14 protein-coding genes are annotated in these 26,420 nt (G+C 61.4%); 7 read left to right on the plus strand and 7 right to left on the minus strand.

The genetic code is table 11. The annotated features are described in order from the left end of the window. Positions 1-71 precede the first annotated feature (71 nt). The 7 genes from LG409_RS06265 to cysQ all read left to right on the plus strand — a co-directional run bounded on the left by LG409_RS06265 (position 72) and on the right by cysQ (position 11,127). A complete protein-coding gene (locus LG409_RS06265; RefSeq protein ID WP_227407845.1) occupies positions 72-2,369 on the plus strand; it encodes a glycosyltransferase family 2 protein in 2,298 nt (765 codons plus the stop codon). A gap of 35 nt (positions 2,370-2,404) precedes the next feature. Beyond that, positions 2,405-4,711, plus strand: coding sequence for a glycosyltransferase family 2 protein (locus LG409_RS06270; RefSeq protein WP_227407846.1), 2,307 nt, complete (start codon positions 2,405-2,407; stop codon positions 4,709-4,711). A gap of 93 nt (positions 4,712-4,804) precedes the next feature. Continuing rightward, the gene (locus LG409_RS06275; protein WP_144984493.1) at positions 4,805-5,887 is read left to right on the plus strand and encodes a glycosyltransferase family protein; all 1,083 of its coding nucleotides are present in this window, start codon (positions 4,805-4,807) and stop codon (positions 5,885-5,887) included. 1 nt (position 5,888) lies between these two features. Beyond that, positions 5,889-7,481 carry a phosphoglucomutase (alpha-D-glucose-1,6-bisphosphate-dependent) gene (pgm, locus tag LG409_RS06280; protein WP_227407847.1) on the plus strand — a complete coding sequence of 531 codons (1,593 nt, stop codon included), beginning with the start codon at positions 5,889-5,891 and terminating at the stop codon, positions 7,479-7,481. A 261-nt stretch (positions 7,482-7,742) separates the two neighbouring features. After that, positions 7,743-9,440 (plus strand): glucose-6-phosphate isomerase, encoded by a 1,698-nt coding sequence (gene pgi, locus LG409_RS06285; RefSeq protein ID WP_096923230.1) that lies wholly within the window; start codon positions 7,743-7,745, stop codon positions 9,438-9,440. After that, positions 9,437-10,291: a UTP--glucose-1-phosphate uridylyltransferase gene (locus LG409_RS06290; RefSeq protein WP_144984485.1), complete on the plus strand. Its 855-nt coding sequence runs from the start codon at positions 9,437-9,439 to the stop codon at positions 10,289-10,291. Before pgi ends, LG409_RS06290 begins: the two co-directional genes overlap by 4 nt. A 68-nt stretch (positions 10,292-10,359) precedes the next feature. Further along, on the plus strand, positions 10,360-11,127 hold the full coding sequence (gene cysQ / locus LG409_RS06295; RefSeq protein ID WP_227407848.1) for a 3'(2'),5'-bisphosphate nucleotidase CysQ: 768 nt from the start codon (positions 10,360-10,362) through the stop codon (positions 11,125-11,127). 750 nt (positions 11,128-11,877) lie between these two features. Here cysQ and LG409_RS06300 read toward each other — a convergent pair. The 7 genes from LG409_RS06300 to LG409_RS06330 all read right to left on the minus strand — a co-directional run bounded on the left by LG409_RS06300 (position 11,878) and on the right by LG409_RS06330 (position 26,420). Then, positions 11,878-12,387 (minus strand): REP-associated tyrosine transposase, encoded by a 510-nt coding sequence (locus LG409_RS06300; protein ID WP_039177759.1) that lies wholly within the window; start codon positions 12,385-12,387, stop codon positions 11,878-11,880. A 955-nt stretch (positions 12,388-13,342) separates the two neighbouring features. Next, positions 13,343-13,858 (minus strand): transcription/translation regulatory transformer protein RfaH, encoded by a 516-nt coding sequence (gene rfaH, locus LG409_RS06305; protein WP_039177757.1) that lies wholly within the window; start codon positions 13,856-13,858, stop codon positions 13,343-13,345. A gap of 209 nt (positions 13,859-14,067) precedes the next feature. After that, entirely contained in the window at positions 14,068-15,396 is a 1,329-nt protein-coding gene (locus tag LG409_RS06310; RefSeq protein WP_227407849.1) for an aminotransferase class I/II-fold pyridoxal phosphate-dependent enzyme, read from the minus strand. Then, a complete protein-coding gene (locus tag LG409_RS06315; protein ID WP_227407850.1) occupies positions 15,393-22,736 on the minus strand; it encodes a type I polyketide synthase in 7,344 nt (2,447 codons plus the stop codon). The genes LG409_RS06310 and LG409_RS06315 overlap by 4 nt, the downstream gene beginning before the upstream one ends. Then, positions 22,733-24,394 carry an LTA synthase family protein gene (locus tag LG409_RS06320; protein ID WP_227407851.1) on the minus strand — a complete coding sequence of 554 codons (1,662 nt, stop codon included), beginning with the start codon at positions 24,392-24,394 and terminating at the stop codon, positions 22,733-22,735. Before LG409_RS06320 ends, LG409_RS06315 begins: the two co-directional genes overlap by 4 nt. Further along, complete coding sequence (locus tag LG409_RS06325) at positions 24,391-25,188, minus strand: SDR family NAD(P)-dependent oxidoreductase (protein WP_227407852.1); 798 nt, start codon at positions 25,186-25,188, stop codon at positions 24,391-24,393. Before LG409_RS06325 ends, LG409_RS06320 begins: the two co-directional genes overlap by 4 nt. Continuing rightward, on the minus strand, positions 25,185-26,420 hold the full coding sequence (locus LG409_RS06330) for a capsule biosynthesis protein (protein ID WP_227407853.1): 1,236 nt from the start codon (positions 26,418-26,420) through the stop codon (positions 25,185-25,187). Before LG409_RS06330 ends, LG409_RS06325 begins: the two co-directional genes overlap by 4 nt.

A 26,420-nucleotide genomic window follows, 5' to 3' on the forward strand; every position in this document is an offset into this window, starting at 1 on the left:
CGACTACGTGGCATTGATTACGTGACATCGACTACGTGGCAAAACCATACAGATCCAGCGGAGGGACATGCTTGAAGCTTGCCATTGCTGCTATCGTCAAGAATGAACGAGAGAGCCTTCCCGAGTGGATGGCGTTTCGTTTGTCGGTAGGCGTTAGCCACTTTTTGATTGCCGATAATGAAAGCGATGATGGCACGTATGAGTGGCTGGCTCCTATGCAAAAGGCAGGGCTGGTGACCTTGCTGTCTGTGCCCACCGAGGGGCAGCCGCCTCAGTTGCAGGCGTATCGGCAATTGTTGCATCATTGCCCTCAACTTATTGATCTGTTGGCGTTTATTGATGTCGATGAGTTCTTGCTACCCACCACTGAAACCCTGGAAGATGACGAGTATCCTTTGTTGTCGTGGTTGAAAACGCGCTTTTCTGACCCTGAGGTAAGTGCGTTGGGGCTGAACTGGGCCTGCTTTGGCTCTGCTGGTGCCAGGTTTCGTGAGGATGGGCTGGTCATCGAACGCTTCACTCGGCGTGCCCGGCAGGACTTCGGGCCTAACCATCACATAAAAAGTGTGGTCAGGCCGCGTGATGTCGAGTGTTTTATCAACCCGCATATTGCTCGCTTGCGCCATGGCCACTATCTCAATAGCCATGGGGCGCCGCTGATTGCACGTCAGGGGCCGAATGGCTCGGTTAGCCAGGGGTTGAGCGACACTGTTTGCTGGGACGGCGCGCGGATAAACCACTATTTGGTCAAGTCGGTAGAAGAGTTTGTGCTGGGCAAGGCTCAGCGTGGCAGTGCTGCCACCCCCCATTATCAAAAGCAGCGTGACTACTTTATGCGCCATGACCGTAACGATGTTGAGTGTCATGTGGCCGCTCAATTCGCGCCTAAGGTTAAACAGAAAATGAAATGGTTGCAGCAGCTTGCAGATAAGCAACATGACGTAACAGAAAATGCCGACGAGCGCTCGGCAGGGCAGGACTTGAAGCGCTGGCTAACGCGCCGTGTGAAGGAGTGGACTCATGCTACCCCAGAGCATGAACGAACCCCGATTGAACGCTGGTCGTTGGATTATCCTTCACCGCAGCGCGGGTCGCGTTTTCTGCCTTCTGGGCGAGTGGTACAAGGGTGGCTGCTGCTGCCTGAGCATCTACAGGACATGCGAGCTCAGGTTCGCATCGTTGCTCGCTGGTTGCCCGTCTACGAACTGTGTTATCCGTTGGATATCGAGCGTCCTGATGTCATCGAGAATGTGCTGAGCGTAGCCGCCGAAGGGCACGCTCAGCAGCGGTGCGGTTTTCGCTTTACGGTGCCGCCCTTGTTGAGAGAGTTTTCACTGTGGCTTGCGTTGGGTGATGAGCGCTGGCTGTTGCAAGACGTTCACGTGGATACTCAGGATGTTGCTCCTTCACAGCCATTGAAAGTCCTCGAAGGTAAAAAAGGGTGGCTGTTTCTGGATAATGATACCAATGGCAGCGTAGACCAATTTACGGGACGGATGCAGCTGACCCAGGCTGGCGTGGAGGGGTGGCAGGCGTATCTGCGCCAATTGTCAGAGGTGGCGGGCCAGGTGCCCTGCGCGTTGTTGGTGGCGCCTTCCAAAGAGAGTGTCATGGGCGAGCAGTATCACCCTCAACAGGGCGGGGAGACAGGTCCCATGCAGCAGGTATTGGCATTGCCAGAAGCTGCTGAGTTGGTGTACCCCGTGGCGGCGCTGAAATCATTGGGAGACGGTGCTTTTATCCCGACCGATACGCACTGGACGCATCAGGGGGCGATGACCGCAACGTTGGCTTTTGCCGAGCGCTTGGGGCTGGATGCGTCGTCGTGTGCGTCAGTGTTTGCCAAAGATCGCTACAAGAAAAGAACCATGGGGGGGGACTTGGGCAATAAGTTGGCGCCCAAACAGACGTCCGTGGTGGAGGTCCTGACTTCTTTTACGCATACCCGTTACAAGACTTATGACAATGGCCTGCCTAATTTTGGCCGTCTGATGGTGATGGAGTACCCGAAAGCGCTGATGCCTGGCACGTGCTTGCTGTTTGGTTCCTCGTCCAGCTATTCCATGTTCAATTATCTGTGCCGCCTTTTTCAGCGCGTGGTGTTCGTGCATAGCGCAGGTAATGTTGACCCTGCTCTGGTGCAGGCTGTCAGCCCTGCTTATCTGGCCGCTCAGACCAATGCGCGCTTTGTGATTCAAGTACCTACAGTGGCCTATAGCTTACAGGAGATGGTGCAGAGCAAGTCGTCCCAGCTCGACGAGAAAGCACTTGAGGGTGTGCTGGAACGGCGTATCATCGCCGAGGATGAGTACCTGCAAACGGTGGGCATTCTGCCTTGGGCGCAGGCGGCTCGGGCACTTATTTCATGAAGGTTGCCTTGTCAAAGAATTGGGTTGAGGTGTGAATGGGGCAGCATACAGTTCGCTTTAAAGAATGGATGGCCGCGCTGGGTCGTTTGATTGACATGCCGCCTATCTGGCGGCGTCAGCCTGTCTTGAATATCAGAAGTACGCCTTCGGCGCTTGATGAAGCAGTCGAATATGAACGCGAAAACGGTACTGTCGACTGCGAGGTAGTCGGCGACAAGCCTTGGCCAGGCTGGAATATGATCGAGCTGGATGGGCTGGCGGGTGATGCTCACGGTGCTGCTACTTTGGTGCTTCATACGCGGCAGGGGGAGCTTGAATCCTCTGTTTCTTTACGTCCTGGTAAAACGACTAAACGGATTGTTTGGGTGCCGCTGGGCGTTGTTGGTATTACGCTTTCTTTCAGTACTTCCGAGGCGGCGCTGCAGTCGGCTACGTTGCGATGGGTGTGGTTGACGCCTTGGTTTGCACATAACCGCTTGGCGCGCCGGCTTATCAATAACCATGAAGACTTCAAGGGGCTGCGTACTCGCAAGGTGATCCGGCAATTGCATGTCGCGTCTGTGGCGGAAGGGTGCTCCTGGCGTAAAGTGGCCCTTACTGCCTATGACCAGACACATGCGAAGCAGCACATCAACGATGATTATGTGCGCTGGATCGATGTCAAAGAGCCTTCTGCTCACCTTGATGCTCAGGCCTTTATTTCCAGGCTGGCGCACGCGCCTTTGTTCTCGCTGATCATGCCCGTGACTCTGGAAGATTTTGAAAAAGGCGAGAAACATTTTGTTGCCACGATCAATTCGCTCAAGGCGCAAAGCTATTTCTTTTGGGAAATATTCATCGTGTTGTCGGCTGAGATTACCGATGCACAAAGGCGAAGTCTTGAGCGTTATATTCCTTCTACCAGCCGTATCAATCTGATCAGGAGCTATCACCGCACCTATGCGAAGTTGGATCACCAGGGGTTTATTCAAACCCAAGGGGATGGCGTGTTGCGGATTAGCGTTGGCGACCAGCTATCACCAGAGGCGCTGAGCCAACTGGCCAGGGCATGGAACGAGTATCCGGATGCGCAGCTGTTCTATGGCGATGAAGATGCCATTAATGAAAATGGCGAGCGTAGCAAGCCGGTTTTCAAGCCAGATTGGAACCCTGATTTATTGCTGTCTACCAATTACATTGGTCGCCTGGCACTCTACAAGCGTAAACTGCTATGGCAGCTGGAAACCGAGCAAGCAGACCTGTTGTCACATCTGACTAACCGAGCGGCTGTCGACTACGCCTTGGCGTTGACGTTTTTGATGTGGAAGAGTGTCCATGGGAGTGAGCGTTCGGTTCATCATTTACCTGCAATGCTGTATCACCGTAGTACGCTATTTCGCTATTCACTTTCTCAAGCGGATGCCATACAGCTGGTAACGCACGTATTGAAACAGCATGTGGCCAGTAATCATGCAGTTGTTCACCCTGGTTTGCTGGAGCATAGCGTGCGTATCGAGTGGCCGATTCCGCGCCCTGCGCCATTGGTAAGTCTGTTGATTCCTACCCGTAATGGGGTGGATATCCTGCGGCCTTGTGTAGATGCCATTCTTGCTCGTACGGCATATACCCATTTTGAAGTGCTGATTCTGGATAATCAAAGTGATTGCCCGGAGGCGCTGGCCTATATGAACGAAGTGGAGCAGCGTGATGCTCGCGTGCGAGTTTTGCGGTGGGATCACCCGTTCAATTATTCAGCCATCAATAATTTTGGTGCAACGCACGCGCATGGCTCGATTATTGGGCTGATAAATAACGACATTGAACCCATCAACGAGCACTGGCTAACCGAAATGGTCGGCCAAGTGTGTCGCTCTGAAATCGGCTGCGTTGGCGCTAAGCTTTACTATCCTAATGGAATGTTGCAACATGGTGGGGTCATCCTTGGGTTAGGCGATGTGGCGGGTCATGCGCATCGCTTCTTCCCGCGGGAAAGCGATGGTTATAACGGGCGTTTGAAAGTTGTGCAGAATCTTTCTGCTGTTACTGCCGCATGTTTGTTATTGCGAAAAAGTGTCTTTAATAAAGTGAAGGGCCTGAACGAGCGCGAGTTGGCAGTTGCTTACAACGATGTCGATTTGTGTTTACGTGTTCGAGAGGCAGGTTACCGCAATTTATGGACACCTTATGCAGAGCTGTATCATCACGAGTCTATTTCCCGTGGTGCAGATGACACGCCTACCAAACGCGCACGGTGGCTGAGCGAAGTTGCTTATATGCGCCGCCGTTGGGCCAAACAGTTGGATAATGACCCTGCTTACAACCCTAACTTGACGCTGGTGCATGAAGATTTCTCACTCCGTTAACATGCTGGTGATACCTGTGAGTAACGCCATGTCTGTGTGGCCAGCTTCACGGCATGGTGTGCTCATGTGTTTTGTGTGCCTGCAAGATGCCTTATGACCCCGAAAGCAGACTGGGTTGTTTTTAGCGACGGCAGCAGGCCGACGGAAGATATCTACTTTCTTGAATCTGCTGTACCGGCGCTTCGCCAACAGGGTTTGCGCATTGAGCGCGTGATGGCTTCGAGGTGGTTTGCCGCGCCGTGGCTGCTGGGGCGAGATTTTCTGGATCATTATGCGGGGGCCAATCTGGTCGTGTGCCGCTCCCTGCCTGCCGCATGGATACGCTGGCTAAGACGTCATCGTCGTGTCTTTGGCTACGTCGTGTATTTGATCGATGATGATATCTCTGCCGCTGCCGCCGATGTATCACTCCCCGATGCTTACCGTAAACGCATGGCAGGTATTGCCGATAGCCAGACAGGATTGCTGGCCTTGTGTGATGAGGTGGTCGCGTGCAGTGAAGCGTTAGCCGATCAATTCCGTTCAGACCATGCCAATGTGTCGGTGTTGCCCCCTCCATTGATCGCCGCCCTTCCTGAAGACTTGAACCACTTCAGACAACCGCCTTCGCCAGGCTTACCTTGGCGAATAGGCTTCCATGGGACGCGCGCCCATTTGAGCGACCTGCAGCATATCGCTCCCGCGCTTAAGGCAATTCAGAACGCTCAAGTGGGTACACAGCTGGAAATTATGCTGGGGCGACATACGCCTTCCGAATTGGCTGAGTTACCAGGTGTGACTACGCCAGAACCACTGCCTTGGCAGGCGTTTCGTCACTACCAATCTCAGCATCGGGTGCATATTGGCTTGGCTCCGCTATGGCCTACACCGTTTAACCGGGGTAAGTCGTATATCAAGTTTTTAGATATTGCTGCCATGGGTGGCGTGGGTGTTTACTCGCGTCGGGGCCCTTACACTGATGTCGTTTCCCACGGTAGCAACGGCTTGCTGGTAGGTGACACGCCTGAGGAGTGGCAGGCTGCACTGCACTTCTTGATTCATCATCCCCAAGAGGCCGCGGCCATGGCCCGTCAGGCAGCTATAGATGCGCAGCGCATTGGCCAACCTGACGATGCGATACAGTTCTGGCAGGCACGGCAGGCTCGTTTTTCCGTATATCAATCAGGGAGTAAGTAGAATGGACGCCATTATCCAGGCATTTCATGATCAAACGCCGAATGCCAATGTCGTGAAGGAACGCATCGCCTTTGGTACGTCTGGCCACCGTGGCCGCGCCACCGAGCGTACGTTCAACGCGGCGCATATCATCGCGATTACCCAGGCGGTAGTGGACTACCGCAAGGAAGAGAACTACCAGGGGCCGCTGTTTCTGGGGGTGGATACCCACGCGCTTTCGCGCCCCGCCTGGGAGTGCGCGCTGCGGGTGCTGGTGGCCAACCGCGTGCCGGTGCTGGTCGAGAAGGGCCATGGCTACACGGCGACGCCGCTGGTCAGCCAGGCCATCATTCATTACAACACTCAGCACCCGCTGGGTGACCCTGCTGCCAAGGCCGATGGGTTGATCATCACGCCTTCGCACAATCCGCCGGAAGATGGCGGCATCAAGTACAACCTGTACCACGGTGGCCCCGCCGATACCGAAGCGACCCGCTGGATCGAACTGCGTGCCAATGCCTACCTGATGCGCCAGTTGAGCGATATTACGCTGGTGTCGTTGGAAGAGGCGCTGGCCCAGGTGCAGGAGTACGATTTCACGGCTCATTACGTGGCCCAGTTGGGCCGCGTGGTGGATATGGATGCCATCCAGAAGGCCAACCTGACCCTCGGGGCAGACCCCATGGGTGGTACGGCACTGCCGGTGTGGCAGGCGGTGGCCGAACACTACGGGCTGAATCTGGAGGTGGTGAATACCACCCTCGATAGCCGGTTTGCGTTCATGCCGCCGGATCACGACGGCAAGATTCGCATGGACTGTTCCAGTGCGGCGGCCATGGCCAACCTGCTCGATATCAAGGACCGCTTCGATCTCGCCTTCGGCAACGACCCGGATGCCGACCGCCACGGTATCGTGGATGCCAATGGGTTGATGAATCCCAATCACTTTCTGGCGGTGTGTGTGGATTACCTGATGAGCCACCGCCCCGAGTGGAGCCAGGAGCTGCGCATTGGCAAGACGCTGGTGTCGTCTTCCATGATCGACCGGGTGGTGGCTTCCCATGAGCGGGAGCTGCACGAGGTGCCGGTGGGCTTCAAATGGTTCGTGGATGGCCTCTCCGATGGCTGGTTGGCCTTTGGCGGCGAAGAGAGCGCCGGGGCCAGCCTGCTGACCCGCGACGGTAAGGCGTGGTCTACCGACAAGGATGGCATTGCGCTGTGCCTGCTGGCCGCCGAGATTCTGGCCGTGACCGGCAAAACGCCCAGCGAGTATTACAAGACGCTGACCCAGCGCTTTGGCGAGCCTTGCTACAAGCGTGTTGACACGCCGTGCAGCGTGGAAGAGAAGGACGCCTTCAAGCAGCTCACCGCCGCCAGCGTCACCGACACCACCTTGGCGGGCGACCCCATCACTGCCGTACTGGTCAAGGCCCCCGGTAACCAGGCTGCCATTGGCGGCTTGAAAGTCACCACCGACAACGGCTGGTTCGCCGCTCGCCCCAGCGGTACGGAATCGCTCTACAAAATCTACGCTGAAAGCTTCAAAGGCCCCCAACACCTGGACGAACTGATCGACAGCGCCAAGCAGTTACTTTCGGGCGTGTTGGCCGCGTAGAACTCTTGTAAGGCATATCCCCACTCCTTTCGATCGTCGCTTCGTTGGAGTGGGGAAGGTGGTTAATAGTGGCACAGTATTATGGCTATTGTTCGCTGCGCTGCTCCCTGGTGTCTCAATTTCCACGTATTATCCATTTTTGGCTGTGTACCTTCCCCCATCATCTTACTGTAAACTTTATGGTTAACACTGAAGTGATGCAGGTTGGCGTGGCAAATGCTTATTTCTCTTTGTCATGCCACCTTTTATCAAGGACGACACATGAACAGTTCACTATCCATTGTTAACGAGCGTACCTACACGCCTTTCAATGCATTGCATCAGCATGCTGACCAGCTGCAGGCTCAGTCATTGAGCGACCTGTTGGGGAACTCTGAGTCTGCTCAACAGCGGGCGAATTCTCTGGCGTTTTCATTTGGCACGCTGCATCTGGATTTCAGCAAACAGCGGTTGACCCAGCAAACGTTGCAGTTATTGGTGGCGTGGGCGCAGAGCTGTGGGCTGGAAGCGCGGCGTAGTGCGCTGTTTGCAGGCGCCAAGGTGAATCACTCCGAGCGCCGGGCGGCGTTGCACATGGCGGCGCGCTGGCCACAAGCGACGCCTGCCCCTGAGGGCATGGAGGCCGCCGCTGCGTTTTGCCAGCAGCAGCGGGTGAAAATGGCCGAGCTGGTGACTCGTGTTCATCAGCAGGCGTGGTTTGGTGCCACGGGCCAGGCGATCACCGATATTGTGCATATTGGGGTGGGGGGCTCGGATTTAGGCCCCAAATTGGTGAGCGAGGCGCTGGCCGATTGCCCGAGCCAGGCGCAGGTGGGCGTGCACTATGTGTCTACCATGGATGGCTCGCAGCTGCTGCCGTTGATGGAAACGCTGAACCCGGCTACTACGCTGCTGGTGTTGGCCTCGAAGTCGTTCACCACGGCCGATACGCAGTTCAATCTGCGCACGGCGCTGGCCTGGTTGAGCGACGCCCTGGAAGTGGATGAGGCCACGGTGCGCCGTTACCAGCTGTTGGGGGTCTCTTCCAAGCCGGAAAAAATGACCGAGTTCGGCATTCCCGAGGCGCATCAGTTGGCGTTCAAGGAGTGGATTGGCGGGCGCTTTTCGCTGTGGTCGCCGATTGGCGTGAGCGTGGCCATGCAGCTGGGGGTGGCGCAGTTCGATGCCTTGCTGGAAGGTGCACACGCCATGGACCGCCACTTTCTGGAGACGCCGCTGGCGCAGAACCTGCCCGTGTTGCAGGCGCTGGTGGGGGCCTGGAACAGCCAGTTCTTGAATATCCCCACCCACGCAGTGCTGCCCTACGATGGCCGTTTGAAGAGCCTCGCGGCCTATCTTCAGCAGTTGGAGATGGAGTCCAACGGTAAAAGCGTGGGGCTGGATGGCCGTTCGGTCAATCATGCTACCTGCCCGATTCTGTGGGGCGATGTGGGCCCCAATGCCCAGCATGCGTTCTATCAATTGTTGCATCAGGGTAGCCATACGGTGAGCGCCGATTTCGTGGCCGTGGCCCAGCGCCGCGCCGAGGTGGCTTCGCCGGTGGCGGAGGCGCTGGAGGCGCAAAACTCCCTGACCCTGGCGAACTGCCTGGCCCAGGCCCAGCTGTTTGCGCTGGGAGACGATGCCATTCCGCCTGCGTTGCGGGGGTATATGGCCCAGGGGTATCGGGGTAACCAGCCCAATTCGGTTATACTGGTGCGTGAGCTGGATGCGTGGTCGATTGGCGCGCTGCTGGCACTTTACGAGCATAAAGTGTTCGTTCAATCGGTGTTGTGGAACCTGAACCCCTTCGACCAACCGGGCGTGGAGCTGGGCAAGCAGCTGGCCACCAGCCTGTATCAGACGTTGGCGGGTTTGCCGATCGAGCACCAGAATGTAGAAGATCCCAGTACTGCTCAGCTGCTGCGTAAAGTGAGTGAGTGGCGCAAGCAACGTAACGAAAAAGGAAGTGTTGAATGACTCAAGTACGCAAGGCGATTATTCCGGTGGCGGGGTTTGGTACCCGCCTGCTGCCCATCAGCAAGGCGATCCCCAAGGAGATGGTGCCGGTGGTCGACCGCCCCTTGATTCAGCACGTGGTGGAAGAGGCGCTGGCCGCAGGCATCAACGAGATCATTTTGGTGACGCGGGCGGGTAAATCGGCCATCGAAGACCATTTCGATGCCCACTTCGAGCTTGAGCATTCGCTGGCCAGCAAGGGTAAGGATGCGCTGCTGGAGACGCTGTCGGCTATTTCTCCCAAGCAGTTGAAGGTGACCAGTGTTCGCCAGCCCAATGCCAAGGGCCTGGGGCATGCGATCTTTTGCGCGGCCCACCTGCTGGACCAGGATGAGCCGTTCGCGGTGATTCTGCCCGACGTGCTGGTCAAGCCGCAGCTGGGCAGCAGTGCCTGTGACCTGGGCAGCATGGTGGCGCGCTGGGAAGCCAACGACGCATCGCAAATCATGGTGGAAGCCGTGCCCCAGGAAGAGGTGTACCGCTATGGCATCGTGGATTGCGATGAGCCTGCGGCAGGCGAAAGCGCCAACATGCGCGGCGTGGTGGAAAAGCCCAAGCCGGAAGAAGCGCCTTCGCGCCTTTCCGTGATTGGCCGCTACGTGCTGCCTTACCGCATCATGGAGCTGCTGCGCGACCAGCCGCCCGGCGCGGGCAACGAAATCCAGCTCACCGATGCTATCGACCGCTTGATGCAGGAAGGCAAGTCGGTGCAGGCGTACCGTATGCATGGCCGTACGTTCGACTGCGGGCATATCGAAGGCTGGCTGCAGGCCAATACCACGCTGGCCCGTGAAGCGGGTTACGACGTTTAACGGCCAGTTGCAGGCTGCGTGTTCGAAAACCGTCCCCCGTGGGCGGTTTTTCATGTTTGGGAGGTGCCATGCGCGAATTACTGGAACAGGTGTTGGCCATTGCCAAGGCGGCGGACAGTGCCATCATGGCGGTGTATGGCCGCGCCTTCGATGTGACGATCAAGCAGGACCACAGCCCGCTGACCGAGGCAGATCGAGCGGCGCATGACGTCATTCGGCAAGGTTTGCAGGCGCTGCCGCAGGGGCATCCCATTCTTTCCGAAGAGGATGTGGAAGGCTTTTCAGGAGTGGGTGACGATGGCCGCTACTGGCTGGTGGACCCGCTGGATGGCACCAAGGAGTTCATCAAGCGCAACGGGGAGTTCACCGTGAACATCGCGCTGATCGAACACGGTGCGCCGATCTTGGGCGTGGTGACCGCTCCGGTAACAGGCGTTGCTTACCTGGCGGCAGAGGGGCTGGGGGCCTACAAGGTAGCGCCGGATGGCCAGCGTACCCGTTTGCAGGTGGCGGGCAGGCCCGCCGAGGGTGCCATGTGGCGCGTGCTGGGCAGCCGCTCTCATCACGACCCCGCGCTCACCGATTGGCTGGCAGCGTTGGGGCCTTATCAGATGCACCCCATGGGCAGTTCGCTGAAAAGCTGTTTGATCGCCGAAGGCCAAGCCGACGTTTACCCCCGCCTCGGCCCCACCAGCCTCTGGGACACCGCCGCCGCCCACGCCATCGTCCACCAGGCCGGAGGTCGCATCGTCACCCTGGACGGCCAACCGCTGCACTACGCCACCCCCTCTCAAACTCTGAACCCGCCTTTTGTGGTGTGGGGGGATCGGGGGTGATGTTGGGGTGCGGGTGGTGGTGAGGGGGGCGTGATGGTGGGCGGTGGCGCGGCTGGTTGTGGTGGCGTAATCGGGGCGGCTGGCGCCGCCTTCGCGCCGGGCCGCCGCTGCGGGTGCCTCATTCGCTCGTTGCTCTCGCTCAATCGTTACGCCGCGCTACGGGGGTATCCGTGCCCGTGCCGATTCCCCACGGTTAATATGGGCGATGACCCCGTAGCGCGGTGTAAGCGGAGCGCACCCGCGAGGCAACGCGGTGAGCGTTGCCGATGAGGGCACATGGGTGAGCGGTGGCGCGGTGGGTTGTGGTGGCGTGATCGGGGCGGCTGGCGCCGCCCTTCGCGGGTGCCTCTTTCGCTCGTTGCTCTCGCTCCATCGTTACGCCGCGCTACGGGGCCACCATTCGGAATGGTTATCCATGCCCGACGTTGGCGATGACCCCGTAGCGCGGTGTAAGCGGAGCGCACCCGCGAGGCAACGCGGTGAGCGTTGCCGATGAGGGCACATGGGTGAGCGGTGGCGCGGTGGGTTGTGGTGGCGTGATCGGGGCGGCTGGCGCCGCCCTTCGCGGGTGCCTCTTTCGCTCGTTGCTCTCGCTCAATCGTTACGCCGCGCTACGATGGTGCCCGTGCCCACGTCCATACCCGTGACCATTCCCCACGCCCAATATGGGCGATGTTCCCGTAGCGCGGTGTAAGCGGAGCGCACCCGCGAAGCATCCCGTTAGGGATGCCGATGAGGGCGCGGGAGTGTTCATTCCCAGTTCATTTGGGCGATGTCGGGTGGGGTTTGGGCGCCCCATTGGGGGTCGTACCAGCCTTTGGTGACGCATTGGTGGAAGCTGGACCATTTCCATTCGCTGGGGGCGGTGGCCCAGCCGTGTTTGACGGGGTTGTAATGGATGTAGTCCATGTGGTTTTGCCAGTCTTGCTCATCGCGGATGGCGTGTTCCCAGAAGCCGCGTTGCCATGCGTTCTGGGAGCCGGGTGGGAGGATGAAATCTTGGGAGGCGTATTTTTTGACGTCTCGCCACCGTGAGGAGTAGTCGGCGTCGCCTTCGGGCAAGGTCCAGAGGCAGTGCAGGTGGTCGGGCATCAGGACGAAGGCGTCCATGGTGAAGGGGCGTTCTTCTTTCACACGACGGAAGGCCCGGCCCAGGGCGTTGATGTTGAGGTGGTCCGCCAGGAGCGGTTGGCGGCCGTAGGTTACCACGGTGAAGAAGTAGGTGCCGCCGGGGATGTGCGCGCGTCGGTAGGTGGCCAAGGGCTGCTTCCCTGCAGTGAATTTAGGGTAAGCGTACCTTGATTGGAAAGGGAGTGCATCTTTCGTGCGGGGGTGGTTACCTGTGCCAGACGTTGGCGATGACCCCGTAGCGCGGCGTAAGCGGAGCGCACCCGCGAAGCATCCCGTTAGGGATGCCGATGAGGGCACATGGGCGGCGGTGGCGTGGTTGTTTATGATGGCGTAATCAGGGCGGCTGGCGCCGCCTTCGCGCCGGGCCGCCGCTGCGGGTGCCTCCTTCGCTCGTTGCTCTCGCTCAGTCGTTACGCCGCGCTACGGGGGTATCCGTGCCCGTGCATATGCCCATGACCATTCCCCATGCCCGATGTTGGCGATGACCCGTAGCGCGGCGTAAGCGGAGCGCACCCGCGAAGCAACGCGAGAGCGTTGCCGATGAGGGCGTGGTGGGGCGGTGGAGCGGTTGGTGATGGTGGCGTGATTAATCCATTTCCATACCCAACATTGGCGCGTTCACGGCCATTCCTCATGCCCGATGTTGGCGATGACCCCGTAGCGCGGTGTAAGCGGAGCGCACCCGCGAAGCAACGCGAGAGCGTTGCCGATGAGGGCGCGGGGGCGTGCGGTGGCGTGATCAGGGCGGCTGGCGCCGCCTTCGCGGGTGCCTCCTTCGCTCGTTTCTCTCGCTCAGTCGTTACGCCGCGCTACGGGGGTGTCCGTGCCCATGCCCATTCCCCATGCCCGATGTTGGCGATGACCCCGTAGCGCGGCGTAAGCGGAGCGCACCCGCGAAGCAATGCGTTAGCGTTGCCGATTAGGGCACATGGGCGGCGGTGGCGCGGTGGGTGGTGGTGGCTCAATCAGGGCGGCTGGCGCCGCCTTCGCGGGTGCCTCTTTCGCTCGTTGCTCTCGCTCAATCGTTACGCCGCGCTACGGTTTGTCTTTCGTCATGCATTGTTTTTCATTCACCATTCGCGCTTCACCGCTTTTCCAGGCTTTCTACGGGGAGTTCGACGGGGTGGGGGCGTTGGAGGACGTTGAGGAGGACGATGGCGCGTTCTTCGCCTTTGCAGCGGGTGAAGATGGCTTCGAGGTCTTTGAAGGGGCCTTCGGTGATGGTGACTTTGTCGCCGGCGGTGAAGATGCTGTGGTTGCCTTCCTGGCGGTGGGGTTGGGCGCGGAGGGTGGCGACGAGGGCGTCGGGCACGGCGATGGGGGTGTTGCCGAAGGTGAGCAGGCGCAGGACGCCTCGGGTGGAGCGGATGGGGCGCCAGTTACTGCTGACCTGGTCTAGCTGGATGAACAGGTAGTAGGGGAAGAGGGGTTCGGCGACGGTGGTGAGCTTGCCTTGCCGTTTGCGTTTGACGTCCAGCACGGGGTGGAACACCTCGTAGCCTTGGTTGGCGAGGTGTTCGGCGGCGCGGAAGGATTCACTGCCTTTGCATTGGATGACGTACCAGTGGGCGGTGCTGGTTTGGGGTGTTGCGATTACCATGCGGTTACCTTTTTTTGCCCTGGGTGGCGTGATAGGCGGTGGTGGTGGCGCTTTATTGAACGGTGGCGTGTGATCGGGGCGGCTGGCGCCGCCCTTCGCGCCGGGCCGCCGCTGCGGGTGCCTCTTTCGCTCGTTGCTCTCGCTCAGTCGTTACGCCGCGCTACGGTTCACTCCTCACTCCTCACTCCTCACTCCTCACTCCTCACTCCTCACTTTCCCTCGGCCAATAGCTTCTCCAGTACATCCAGCGTTTCGTCGATGTGGGCTTGGGTGTGCTCGCAGGAGAGGAAGAAGCGTAGGCGGGCGCTTTTTTCGGGGACGGCGGGGTAGAGGATGGGTTGGACGTTGATGTCTTTTTCGAGCAGGGCGTTGGAGAGCTTGGCGGCCAGGGGTGAGCTGCCGACGATGACGGGGACGACGGCGGAGCCGATGCTGTGGCCGGTGTCCATGCCGCGTGCTTGCGCCTGTTCGAGGAAGTAACGGGAGATGGCCTGTAGCTTGGCGACCCGCTCGGGTTCCTGGGCCATGAGTTCCAGTACCTTGAGCGAGGGGGCGGCGACCTGGGCGGGCATGCCGACGCTGTAGAGGAAGCCGGGCGCGAAGTAGCGCAGGGTTTCGACCAGGGCTTGGTTGCCCGCGATGTAGCCGCCACAGCCGGAGAGCGTTTTGCTCATGGTGCCCATCCAGATGTCTACCTGTGTGGGGTCGATGGCAAAGTGTTCCCGCAGGCCCAGGCCTGTTTCGCCCATGACGCCGAAGGAGTGGGCTTCGTCGACCATCAGCCAGGCTTGATGGAGCTGTTTGATGGCGATGAAGCGAGGCAGGTCGGGGATGTCGCCGTCCATGCTGTAGAGCCCTTCGATCACCACCAGCACGCGTTCGAACTGGTGGCGGTGCTGGGTGAGCAGCGCGTCGAGGGCGTCGGGGTCGTTGTGGCTGAACGACATGCGCTTGGCCCCGGAGAGCTGGGCACCGACCAACGAGCTGTTGTGGATGTACTCGTCGTGGAGGATCAGATCCTTGGGGCCCAGCAGGTAACCTAGCGTGGAGACGTTGGTGGCATGGCCGCTGACGAAGGCCACGGCATCTTCCACGGCATACGCCTTGGCGATGGCCTGTTCCAGCTCGCCGTGAATGGGGCGCTCGCCCGAGACCACACGGCTGGCAGATACCGAGGTGCCGTAGTGCTGGGCGGCCTCGCAGGCGGCCTGGATGACCCGCGGGTCGCCGGAGTAGCCCAGGTAGTTGTAGCTGGCGAAGTTGATGCAGGTGCGACCTTGCATGACGCTGGTGGCCCCGGCCAGGCCGTCGTGCACCTTGAAGAACGGCACCTGCAAGCCCAGCTGTTGCGCGCCCTGACGCATCATCGAGAGCTGTTGATAGCCTGGGTGGGCATCGAAGCGGGTGAAGCGTTCGGGCACGGAACGGGTTGCCCCTGCGCTGGTGGCAGGGGCAGTGGGCTGGCTGGCTCTTGCGGTAGGGCGCTTGCGCGCCTGTTCCAGTAGCTGGCGTTTTAGTTCTGAACGCTTGGCGGTCATGGTGTCTCTGTCGCTGGGGAGGATGCGGGCTCACTGGTAATGCCGTCCGCGCCGTGGCGGGCGGCCAGAGAGGCTAACGCATCTTGCGGCGACTCTTCAACGTCTTCATCGTGCTGGTGGAGCTTCTGGATCAGCACGCCTGCCAGCTTGTCGAGGGTGGAGGCTTCGCTGAGGACCATGACCGGCACTTGAACGCCCAGGCGGTTCTCGATGGCGGTCATCAGTTCCACGCCCATCAGCGAGTCGAAGCCCATGTCGTACACCGAGCGGTTGACGTCGATCTTCTCTTCGTCGATGAGCAGGATGCTGGCCAGCTCTGCGCGCAGCAGTTCGGTGATGGTGCTGTGCAGCTCTTCCGGCGAGAGGTCGGCCAGCAGGGCGCTGATGTCGTCGTCGTGGTCGAGGCTGCCGTCGTCATCGCTGGCGCGGGCAATTTCGTCGAAACGCGGGGTGTCGGAGGTGGGCAAAAAGCGCGCCAGTGCGCCCCATTCCAGCTCCAGCACGCCCAGGCTTGGCCCGGGGGTCAGCAGCATCTGTTCCAGCACCTTCAGGGCGTCGTCGGAACGCAGCGCCGAGCCTCCCAAACGCTCTTGCAGGGCATCGCGGGTGCGGGTGTTGCGGGCCAGGAAGCCGACGTCTTCGATGGCACCCCAGCGTACGCAGGTGGCCGGAAGGCCCTGAGCGCGGCGGCGGGCCGCGAAGGCTTCGAGCCAGTGGTTGGCGGCCACGTAGTTGCCCTGGCCAGGGTTGCCGAACAGCGTGGTGGCCGATGAGTAGACCACGAAGAAGTCCAGCGGGGCTTCCTGGGTCAGCGCTTCCAGGTGGCGTGCGCCATCGATTTTCGGGGCCAGCACTTTATGGATGCGTTCGGCGTCCAGGTTGCGGATCAGGCCGTCGTCGATCACCGTGGCGGCGTGGACGATGCCGTGCAGCGGGCTCAGCTCGGCCTTGGCGCGTTCCAGCACGTTGGCCAGGGCATTGCGGTCGGTGATGTCGCAGGCGGCGGCCATGACCTTGATGCCCTGGGCGTCAAAGTCACGGATAGCGGCCTGGGCTTCTTCACTGGCAGGGCCGCTGCGGCTGAGCAGGATCAGTTCCCGTGCGCCTTTGCTGACCAGCCACTGAGCCGTCTTGAGGCCAAAGCCGCCCAGGCCACCCGTGACCAGGTAGCTGGCATTGGCGGGCAGGGTGAGGCTGCCGCTGCCCAGCTGTTCCTGGCGCGGTGGCGCAATGGGCTGTTCGTAGGTGACGACTACTTTGCCGATCTGGCGAGCCTGCTGCATGTAGCGGAAGGCATCAATGACCTGGCTGTGGCTGAAGGCGGTGAACGGCAGCGGGCTGAGGGTGCCGTCGTTGAACAGCGCCATCATTTCACTGAACAGGGTTTGGGTGAGCGCGGGCTGCACTTTCATCAGCTGGTCGGAGTCGATGCCGAAGTAGCTGAGGTTGTTGCGGAACGGGCGCAGGCCAATGTGGGTGTTCTCGTAGAAGTCGCGCTTGCCCAGCTCCAGGAAGCGGCCGAACGGGCGCAGTGCGCGCAGGTTCTGGTTGATCGCTTCACCTGCCAGGGAGTTGAGCACGATATCGACGCCTTCGCCCTGGGTGTCTTCGAGGATTTCTTCGGCGAAGGTGAGCGAGCGGGAGTCATAGAGACGCGCTTCGCCCATCAGGCGCAGGAAGTCGCGTTTCTCTTCCGAGCCCACGGTGGCGTAGATGTCGGCGCCCATCCACTGGGCAATTTGCAGCGCGGCAATGCCCACGCCCCCGGCGGCACCATGGATCAGCACCTTTTCACCGGGCTGCAGGCGTGCCAGGTGCTTCAGCGCGTAGTAGACCGTGAAGAAGGTGGTCGGAATGGTGGCGGCTGCGGCGTAGCTGACGCCTTCGGGCAGCGGGGCCACGGCGTGCTGGCTGGCGACCAGGCGGTCGCTGAAGCTGGCAGGGCCGAAACCGACCACGCCTTGGCCGGGGGCCAAGTGGGTGACGTTGCTGCCGACGGCCACGATTTCCCCGGAGAACTCCAGGCCCAACGTGGGGCCGGCAAAGCCGTTTTCGATGGCTTCATCGGAGAGCAGCCCGAGGGTGTACATGACATCGCGGAAGTTCAGGCCGGTGGCCTTGACGCGCACTTCCACTTCGTCGGCACCCAGTTCGGGGAGCTGGCGTGGCCGCCACTGTAGCTGGCGCAGCTGGCCGGGCAGGGCAAAGCCCAGCGTCATGGCCTGGCGCGGCGCTGCCTGGCTGGCCTTGTGCGGGTGCGGGGCGGGCAGGGTACGCAGGCGGGTGGCGTAACGGGTGCCTGCCTGGGTAATGACCAGCTCGTTTTCCGCATCCGGGTGGGTCACGGAATCGGCCATACAGGCCAGGGCCTCGCTGCTGGGTTGCTCGGGCAGTTCCAGCAGAGTAACGCTGTGACCTACGGCTTCGTTGGCCAGCGAGCGGCCAAAGCCCCAGAGCGCGGCGTCGTCGCCGTGCTGGTAACCCTGGGTGAGGAGCCACAGCGTGACACGGCTGCCCTGGGCTTCCAGGCCGCTGTGTTCGAGGGCCAGCGACCACTGTTGAGCCAGGTGGCAGCGCTGGGTCTGTGCGGCGGTAGTGTCTTGGCCCAGGCCGCGCAGGTCCAGTACGTTCAGCGCGGCGGGAGGCGTTTCGTGCTGGCGCAGCTGCTCGGCCAGCAGGGCCGCAGGCTCGCCATCGCTGAGCAGGGTGACGTTGTCCAGCGCTGCCGCCAGCGCGTTGGCCAGGGCTTGCTGGGTGTCGTCGGCAATGACCAGGGTATGTGCCTGGGGCGCTTGCGCTGCGCTGCCCGGCTGTTCGCTGGGGGCTTGCGCGTGCAGCAGGTAGGCGCCGTTCTCTTCCAGCTCGATGGGCGCGGTCACGCTGAGCCCTTGGGCGGAGAGCCACTCGATGAGGGTGGCTTGTTCCAGCGCGGCCTGGCCGATGCCGGGGGTGGCCAGCAGGTCGTCCAGCCAGCGGCTGGGATGAATGCCGACCACGATGAGCTGTGCGCTCGGCGCCAACTGCGAAGGCAAGGCCTCGATGAGCTGGCGGGTGCGCTCGGGCTGGGTGACATCGGCGCTGATGAAGGCCAGCTGGGCTTTTTGTGCCTCTGCCAGCGTGGGCAGGGTCTCTTCCAGCGGCTGAACGTCGATCAGCGGGTAGCGTTCCTGGAGCTGTTCCGCTTGATGGCGCGCGGTGTCGCTGGTGGTCAGCGCACGGTAGCGGTAGCTGTCGGTGACTTTGGGGGAGTGATGGGCAAGCCGTTCCAGCAGGCGTTGGCCCAGCGCGGGGGCGCAGGGGCCTGCTTCCAGCAGAGCCAGCCGCTGGCCTTCGGGCAGGGCGGCCAGGGCTGCTTCCATCAGGCTGCCCAGCTCGCTGGCCAGTACTTGCCAGCCGCTTTCGCCAATCAGGACGCGGTTGATGCCTGCCAGGTGTTCGTGAGTGACGCCCAGGCTTTCCAGGGTGTCGGTGCCACGCGCCAGGGCTTCCTTGTGCAGACCGAGCCTGCCCACCAGATGAATGGGGGCGAAGTAGTCCGGGTAGTCTTGGACCAGCAGTTGCCAGATGGTTTCCGGGGGCAGGGGCGCTGCCTCGTCGCTGGCGGCATCGTCGCCGGGTGCGGTGGCCTCGGCAGGCTGGCCCTGCTGGGCGAAGGCTTCGCTGAGGCTGTCCAGCAGCGGAGCGACTTCCTGGGCGTAACGCTGGCCGGTGCTGGCGCTGAAGGCATCGCTTAGCCCCATCAGGCGTGGCAGGGCTTCGCTTGGCATGGGCAGCGTGACGGCGCTGAGCGGCGCGGGCGTGAGTTCGATATCCAGGTAGCTGAAGTGCTGGTGGTGTGCGCGGTTCAGGCGAATGGCCTTGAAGCGGGTCTGGCTGAGCACGGCCACGGCGCGGCCTTCGGCATCGTAGAGCTCGAAGTCGGCGGTGAAGGAGTGCGGTGCCCGTTTGCCCATGACGGCGCGGGCCAGCACGGGGGTTCCGGCTTCGGCATTGACCTGAATACGGCCTACGCGCACGGGCACGAAGGCGAGCTGCGAGGCAAACTCGGCCTGGCGTGCCAGCAGCGGAATGAACAGCTGGAAAGCGCTATCGAGAATGCCGGGATGCACGTGCAGCGTGTCGAGCTGGGCGGTGACGGCTTCCGAGAGGTGAATCTCGCCGATGACGCTGTCGCCCTCGATCCAGCCACGGGTAATGGCCTGGAAGGCGGGGCCGTAGTGCAGGCCGATGCGCTCGGCCATGGCCAGGTGCTGCTCCAGGGTGTAGTCGGCAGCGCGACTGGGCAGTGCCGGGGCCTGGCGATTGAGCAGGAAACCACGGCTTTCACGCATGCGGCGAGCCACGGTGTTGAGCTGCCATTCGCTGCCGGTGGCGGGCTCCCGAGAGTGAATTTCCAGGCGACCGTCATCGGGGTCCAGCGTCAGGCGCATGGTGCGCCCGTTGGGGCCGTCCAGCAGCAGCGGCGCGCGAATTTCCAGCTCTTCGATATCCAGCAGCTGGGTGTCTTTTTGCTGCATGGCGGCGGCCAGGGCCAGCTCGATGAAGCCCGCGCCGGGGAAGACGGCGCCTTCGCCCACCACGTGGTCGGCCAGCCAGGGCTGGCGCTTGGTGTCCAGCTGGCTTTCCCAGGTGTGCTCCTGTTGGGCCAGCGGGTAGCCCAGCAGCGGGTGCTGGTAGTAGCGCGACAGCAGGCCTTGGCCATCCTGAGTGCCTTGCACCCAGAGGTGGGTGCGCTGCCATGGGTAGCGAGGCAGCAGCACGCGCTGGCCTTCCACGGGGAAGTAGTGCCCGCTGGGCAGGGAAAGCCCGCTGAGCAGCAGTTGGCCCAGCGTGCGCTGCAGCCCTTCGAGGCCGGGTTTGTGCCGTTCAACGGTGCCCAGCACCAGGCCACTGTGCTCTTGCTGGCGCAGCGACTCGTTGAGGTAGCGGCGCAAGATGGGGTGCGCACCGACCTCGACGAAGACGTTATAGCCCTGTTGAATCAGCTGCGTGGCGGCATCGTCGAACAGTACTGGTTCACGGATGTTCAGCCACCAGTAGTGGGCATCCAGCGTCGTGCCTTCGGCCAAGGCGCCGGTGACGGTGGAGAAATACGGAATTCGAGTGAGCTGCGGCTGAATACCGGCCAGCGCTTCCACCACGCCTTCCTGGATGCTGTCCATGGCGGGGCTGTGGAAGGCGTAATCCAGCGGCAGGCGTTTGGCAAACACCTCTTGGGCGCTGAGCGCCGCTTCCAGTTCGCTTAACTGGTCTTTATCGCCTGCCAGGGTAATGCCTTTGGGGCTATTGATACCGGCCAGGCTGACTTGGCCGAACTCGGGCTTGGCCAGCCAGGGGACGATGTCGTCGGCACTCATGGCCACGGCGGTCATTTCGCCCTGGCCACGGGTCTTGCCTTGGAAGTCGCTGCGGTAGTAGATCACTTTCACCGCGTCTTCCAGGCTCAGGGCACCCGATGCCCAGGCGGCAGCGACTTCACCCACGCTGTGGCCGAACACGGCGGCAGGGGTAATGCCTTGCTCCTTGAGCCACTCGGTGAGTGCCACTTGTAGGGCAAATAGCGCTGGCTGGGCAATTTCGGTGCTGACGAAGCGTTCTTCTTCGCCGGCTTGCTGGTTCAGGCCTGCCAGCTCGGCGCGCAGTGAGAAGTTGCCGTGGCGCTGGAACAGTGCATCGACGCGGTCGATGGCGTCGCTGAAGGCCGGTGCGGTGTCGAGCAGGTCGTGGCCCATGGTGGCCCACTGGCAGCCGTTGCCGTCGTAGACGAACACCGGGCCCTTGGCGTCAGTGAGGCGCTCCAGGGTGGTGAGCTGGCGAGTATCGCCCTCAGCAAACTGGCCAAGCGCGGCAGCGGCTTCTGCTGCGCTGCTGGCAAAGCAGAGCGCCCCGTGGCTGTGCTGCTCACGGTGGTGAAACAGGGTGTGGGCAATGTCGTAAAACGGCTGCTCGGTGGCCTGCAGGTGGTTGGCCAGTGCCTGGGCACTGGCGGCCAGGGCGGCTTCACTGCGTGCGCTGATACGTATGGGCAGACGGGTGTCCGGCACCTGACGCTCAGCGGCGGGCGTTTCCGGGGCACTTTCCAGAATGACGTGGGCGTTGGCGCCGCCAAAACCGAAGGAGTTGACGCCAATGACCAGCTTGCCCTCGGGCTTGAGCGGCTGGGCCTTGGTGACCACGTGCAGGTTCCATTCGTCGAACTTGATGCGCGGGTTCAGCTTGCGAATGCCGATGGTGGCGGGCACTTCGCGGTGCTGAAGGCTGTACAGCGCCTTGGCCAGCCCGGCCACGCCGGAGGCGGTTTCCAGGTGGCCCACGTTACTCTTCACCGAACCGATGAGCAGCGGCGTTTTGCGATGCTGGCCGAGGGCTTCGCCGATGGCACGGGTTTCGATGGGGTCGCCGACGGCGGTACCGGTGCCATGGGCTTCCAGGTAGTCGATCTCATCGGGGGAGATGCCCGCTTGCTCGTAGGCGCTGCGCATCAGGGCAACCTGAGCGCTGGGGTTGGGCACGGTCAGGCCGGATTTGTGGCCGTCGGTGTTGACCGCCGACCCTGCTACCACCGCCAGGATGTTGTCGCCGTCGGCGACGGCCAAGTCGTAGTCCTTGAGCAGAAACAGGCCCGCGCCTTCCGAGCGCACGTAGCCATTGCCTGCTTCATCGAAGACCTGGCAGCGCCCGGTGGGCGACAGCATGCTGGCTTTGGAGAAAATGATGAAGCCGTAGGGGTGCAGGTGCAGGCTGATGCCCCCTGCCAGCGCCATGGGAGTTTCACCGCTGCGAATGGATTGGCAGGCCTGGTGGAACGCAACCATGGAAGACGAGCAGGCGGTGTCCAGCGACATGCTGGGGCCGTGCAGGTCGAAAATGTACGACAGCCGGTTGGAGGCGATGCTGGACGTGTTGCCCGTGGCCGTGGAGGCGTCGATGGCCGCCATGTCGTCGGCAAGCCGATAGGAGTAATCCAGGCTGGCCACACCAAGGAACACACCGCACTGACTGCCACGCAGGGTGCTGGGCACGATGCCCGCGCTTTCCATGGCTTCCCAAGCCAGCTCCAGCAGCATGCGCTGCTGGGGGTCCATGTTGGCTGCTTCCCTGGGGGAGATGCCGAAAAACTCTGCGTCGAACCCGCTGATATCGCCCAGGCTACCGGCGGCGAACGTCACGCTGGTGCCGGGGTGGCGCTTGTCGGGGTGCCAGAACGCATCGTGGCTCCAGCGGTCGGGCGCTACTTGGGTGACGAGGTCTTTTTCAGCTTGCAGGTCTTGCCAGAACGTTTCAGGGGTGGTGCCTGGGAAACGATGGGCGGCACCAATAATGGCCACGCGTTTAGTCATTCTTGCTCCTGAGGTTCTGGTTCTGCCTTGATCACATCACTACTTATATCGCGTCCAAACACTTGTTTAAATAGTCGGACGCCAAGTTCGTTTGCTGCTATTCCCTGCGGCATGTGCTCGGCAGGCGGTGGGTCAGACGGTTGCCGTTGCGTTGACCATATCATGTATGGCGTGCGGCCCGTAGGGGCGCCAAAATATCCATACGCGGCGGGCAGGATGGGCACATGATCGCCGTACCATCCCAGTAGCCCCGGCCTTTGCGCCTCCGTCAAGGCCGTTTTGAGCCCCCCCAGCATGCGGTCTGCTTCGCCCAGATGGTGAAGATAGACTGCCAAGTCTCGCAAATGGTTCGGCAGCGGCCATGGGGCGTTGGGCAGCGTCTCGGCGAGGCGCTGCTGCTGGGGTGCTTCCAAGTGCAGCGGGCCGTGATTTTCCATGGTGATCACAAACACGAATAGCGGCCTATTATCGTCATCTTTCAGCAGGCGTCCAACCTTTCGTGCGACGGCCTGGTCGCCGATGTATTGGCCGTGCTTTTCCTGGGTTTCGAAGGCGCTGAGATCCAGAAAGGTGTCGAAGCCCAGTAGGGGAATGACCTTGTCGCGCAGGTAGAAGGTGGCCGGGTACGGGTGCACGCACACGGTGCGATACCCTTGGGCCTTGAATGCGCTGGCCACGCTGGCGAGAGGGTGGCGTGACAGCGTGCGGTAGGGGTTGAATTGACGCGGCCCCCAGTCGCTGGGCGCCAGGCCTGTCAGTACTGCGCATTCGGTGCGCACGGTGTTGGCTCCCCAGGCGGGTACGTGCAGTTCGCCCTGTTCGAGGGCTTCGGCGGCGGTGGCATCGAACTGGCTGAGCAGCCCTGGCGCCACGTGCTGGCACCACGGGCGGGGGTCGAAGAAGGACTCGCTCTGCACCAATATCACGTTTGGCAATGTGTTGCCCTTGCTCGTGGGCGCGACGGTGGTGGCGTCAGGCGGGCACTGCGGTTCGCCGAGCAGCTGGCTGAGCGGTTGGAACGGTGAGCTTTCCGGGCCAGGCGCACGGGAGCGCAACAGCGCGACGCCGTAGCTCCACAGGCTGGTGTATAGCCCTGTTTCATGCAGGTCGTGTGTGGGGGCTAGCGTGGGCGGGGGCAAGCGCTTCAGGCTGGCCGCCAGCAGCAGCGCACCCGCCAGTATCAGCAGCAGGCAACTGAAGAGCCAAGGCATCAAGCCCCACTGGCCCACCAACGACGGCTCGAAATAGAAGAAGCTGCCGATGGCCACGGCCCCAGCGCTGCTGGCGGCGATGGCGAGCCCGATGCCGAAGAAGGGCACGTACAGCCTGGGGTGCAAGATGGCATCCCAGAAGTATTCGAAATCGTGGCAGATGAAAGGCTCGTTGAGCGTGGCCGATTTGGTGTTGCTGGACTGCACCACTACCAACTGCAGCGAGAGAATGAACACCACGGCAAACCAGGGGCGCTGCAGCAGCAAGGTGAACACGCCAAACAGCAGCAGCCAGCTGCCCAGGTGCACGGCATTGGCGGCCAGACGGCGCTGCCAGAAAGGGCGTGGCTGGGGGCGCAGCAGCGCTTCAGCCAGCAGGCTGCCGAGTAGCCCGGTGACCAGCGCGGGGGCCATGGCGGCCATCGCGGCACCTGAGAGCAGCATCATGAGCCGCCCTCCAGGTGGTCGAACCCCAGCCGTTTGATCAGCCACTGGGACACCGACGCGGGCAGTACGGCCAGCCACCAGGTGCCGAAGTTGAGCGGAAACGGGAAGCTGACACGTGGCCGGTTGGCTGCAATGCCCCGGGCAATGACGCGGGCGGCACGCTCAGGTGGCCACTCCCAGGGTTTGGGGCCGGGCATGGCGTTGCACATGGGCGAGGTGACATAGCCGGGCATGACCACGGTGACGCCGATACCGGCCGGGGCGAGCAGCCCACGCAGGCCTTCCCCGTAGGCTTTGATGGCCGCTTTGCTGGCGCTGTAGGTGGGCGTGCTGGGCAGCCCGTGCCAGGCGGCCAGGGAACTGATGAACACTAGTTGGCCACTGCCCCTTGCGCGCATGGCGGGCACCAGGTGGTGAGCCATGGCGATGGGAGTGGTCAGGTTGATGTCCAGCAGCGCCTGAACGTCTGGCCAGGGTTCCAGCTCGCCCGCTTGGGGCGGGTGGGTGTTCTTGCCCGCATTGGCGATCACGATATCGGGCAGGTGGTGGGCGCATAGCTCGCCCAGCCAGTTGGCCAGTGCGGTCTCATCACCGAGGTCGATGTTCGATAGCGTGACCTTGGCCCCTTGGGCGCGGCAGTTTTCGGCTACCTGTTCCAGCACGGCAAGGTTTCGGCCGTGGAGGATCAGGTGGGTGTCGTGGGTGGCATATTCGTTGGCCAGGGCGCTGCCGATGGCTCCGGTGGCGCCGGTGATCAGCACGCAGCGGTGGCCTGTTTGGGGTGGGGTGCTCACAGCAGTCTCTCCAGCGGGGAGGGGCAGGCTTCGAGTACCTGGGCCGCGTTATTGACCGCCAGGTCGATGCCGGGCTGGCAGTAAAACCCCCCGTTGAGCTGGGTGGCATACATGACGGTGTTACGGAAATAGTCGAACAGCTGGGCGCTGGGCGGTGGCGGCTGGTGCCAGAACTCGTCCAGGCTGCCTTCGTAGGTCAGGCCTGCCATGTGGTAGATGGGGTCGCTCAGCGCAAAGGTGGGGCACTGGTGCTCGAGGGAGACGATGCCGACGGTGCTGTTGACCGTGACCGTTCCGGTGGCGTTTTTGAGCAGTGCATTCAGGTCACCAGACTCCAGGTAGACGATACGCCCTTGCAGGCCATAAAAATCGGCCAGCCGCTGAATGATGCCCGGGTAGTTGACCAGGCCCATGTCCAAGGGGTGATTCTTGATGCATAGCTGGGCATCTTGCGGGGCGTTGGCCGCAAAGGAGCCCATCACATGGTCCATGACCTCTTCCATGTTTTGATAGGGGGAGTGGTCACGGATCTGCGCATCGGTGTTGAGCTGTAGCGGCAGCATGAAATACGAGCGTCCGCTTTCGATCAACGCCTTGATGCGCTGGACGTCGCGTTTTTTCCACTGTTTCAGTTGTGTAAAGCGCTTGATGTAACCCGCGTATTCCACTGGTGCCGTGATGGGGGAATGGTTGCGGTAGCGTGGGGCGATCAACGGGTTGAGCAATCCGGCTGTGTGGTAAGCAACATCGTGCAAAGCACGGATCTTGAAAGCCGAACGAAAGCGCACTGGCTTTGGTAGCAGAGGTAATGTTTTCCCTGTTTCATAGAACCAAGCAGGGTCTCGCGGCAAAAGAGAGTGCCCATTGACGCCATCGCGCTCAAGCGTGACCCAGAAAGGGCGAAAGTAACCTTCCTCAAAAACATGGGTACGCACCCCGGCCTTGTCGGCTTGTTCGATAGCCGAGCGATGGACGGGACGCCGATCACCGAACATGACTTGGTCGGTAATGTCGTAGCGCTTCCAAAGCGATGTGATGTATTCAGGTAGTACCGTTAACGGACCACGAAATAAATGATGTTTGCTATGGGTGCGCTGCCAATAAAGAATGTCACCTGCATTGAAGTTGACTTTGACAACACGGTGGCCGTCATCGGTCAAACGCCGAGCCAGACGCTGATAAAAGGGCGAGCATACGCCCTGCAGGAATAAAAATGCGCGCTTCTGCTTCAA

Source organism: Halomonas sp. NyZ770 (assembly GCF_020616575.1).
GTDB classification, from domain to species: domain Bacteria; phylum Pseudomonadota; class Gammaproteobacteria; order Pseudomonadales; family Halomonadaceae; genus Vreelandella; species Vreelandella hamiltonii.